Here is a 2,169-nt window from a genome sequence, read left to right on the forward strand (position 1 = left end):
ATGAACCTAATCCTACACAAAAAGATTTAATAGATCAAGAGGATTTATTAAAAACAAGCGAAAATTTAAACGAAACCACACCAAACGCTAAAAATTTAAGCCCACTTGAACAAGCCAACGCTGAAAAGCTTGCTAAATTACAAAGAGAGCAAGAGCAAAGCGAACAAGAGTTTTTAAAAGCCAAAGAGCAACAAGCCAAACGAAAAGAAGCGTTAAAAAAGAAATTAGAACACGAGCGCGGCAATGCGGGCAACATTGAAAGCCAGACTAAAATAGAAGTAGGAGAAGATATTCCTACACAAAGACAGGAGCAACTACCCAAGAGCCGAGTGAGGTTAAATGAAAGAGAGATTTACGATCTAGATTATGCGATCGTGAATGCAAAAGACCTAAAGCCGAGTTTTACTACAGGCGGGACGCAAAAACGCACGGACATGAACGAAGAGCAGATTAAAAGCATTGCTGAGAATTTTGACCCTAAGAAGATATTTGGGAGCGGAGGGTTTGAAGATTTGCCGATCATTCTACACGACGGGCAAGTGATCGCAGGAAACCACCGAATCCAAGGCATGCTAAACTTCACGCCTAAAAGCCGTTACATTTACGAGAAAGCGATCAAGGAATACTATCATATAGACTTAAAACCGGACGAGTTGTTAGTAAGGATACCTAACAAGCGCCTAAACAATACCGAGATCAACAATTTAGCGGCTTCATCTAATCAAGGACGCTTTAACAGCGAAAGCGATCATGCGATAGCGGTTTTAAGCCACTATGAAGCCAAGTTAAAAGAATTAGACAAAAAATTAGACGCTGATAGCATCTATTCCTTAAAAAACATCGTCGCTAAAAACCTTAATTTTGATAAGGCTACTCACCCTAATGTAGGCGATAGTAATTTAGCGCTTTTAATGTTCAACATGCCACGAACGAAAACGCAAGGGATAGAACTATTAAACCGCTGGCAGAAAGAGTTTTCAAACGACATTAAAAGCTATGAAAAGGTTAAAAAAATGTTTGTAGATAACGCCGGGAGTTTCCACAATTTAATCCATGACATGAATTTCCCTAATGTGAGTTTAAACGCTTATTTAAGCGATATCATGGATCGCAGTTTTGCTAATTTAAAGAATTATCCAAGCACGAGCGAGAGCCTGAAAGATTTGAGCGAAAAATTCTATAAAACGAGTTCTTTAGACATGTTTGAAAAGAGCGATCAAAACACGAGCGATATTAGCGAGATTTTAGGAAGCGCGATCGCACGATTTGCGAGGTTTGATGATCCTAGCAAAGCGTTATTTGAAGCTTTAAAGAGCGATAACATTAAAAAAGGTTTGAAAGATTTCAAAATCGCGGATGTTACCAAGGACATGTTTAACCCTGATAGTAAGGAATTTAAGGATATTGATATTTACGATTTCACGCATTACCTTTTAATGGTGAATAGAGAGCCGAATGAAAACAATCCCGTATTAAACCGCTTGATACAAGCGGTCAAAGATATGCAAAAAGAGAGCGAGAAAGGGATAAAAAAACAAAAGCTTGATGCGCCTAGCGAGTGGGGACATAATTATAGCGAGTTTAAAGGTGATGGCTTAGGAGCGATTAACAAGCTATTAGAAACTAAAAAAGGTTTTGTAGCAGGAGCGTTTTATAAGGAAGGTTTAGGGGATATTGATTTGGTTTGGGGAAATAAAGATTACGGGTTAGAACACATCTTAGAAAAGAGAAAAAAACAATACAAAAGGTTAGGATTAACAAACGAACAAGCCAAAGAAAGGACTAATGAACTACTTAAAGAAATCCCTACCATTATACAAAAAGGCTTAAAAGAAGAAGACAAACCAGGTTATGCGGTTATTATTTTAAATAATTCAAAGGTAGTTTTAAGTAAGTTTAAGGGAGATAACGAACTAAAAAATCATTATATGATTACAAGTTTTGAAGTGGATGATAAAGTTTTAAGGGAGTTAGAGACCATTGCGACACTCTCTAACGATTACAGAGATGGCATCAACTATAGCACCTCAAACCCTAACAAACCTAATCCTACCACAAAAAATTAAATATAAGGAACGCAATGAATTACCCTAATCTACCTAACAGCGCGCTAGATTTCACAGAACAGCCCGAAGTGAAAGAAATCACTAACGAGCTTATAAAGCAATT

The 2,169-nt window shown here is 37.4% G+C and carries 1 protein-coding gene; it reads left to right on the forward strand.

The features are described 5' to 3' along the window. On the forward strand, window positions 1–2,066 hold a 2,066-nt coding region (locus CXY28_RS08520; protein ID WP_100980489.1), incomplete at its 5' end, for a DUF3519 domain-containing protein. Between the last annotated feature and the right edge of the window lie 103 nt (window positions 2,067–2,169).

The sequence above is a fragment of the Helicobacter pylori genome (assembly GCF_002832345.1).
Taxonomy (GTDB): domain Bacteria; phylum Campylobacterota; class Campylobacteria; order Campylobacterales; family Helicobacteraceae; genus Helicobacter; species Helicobacter pylori_CP.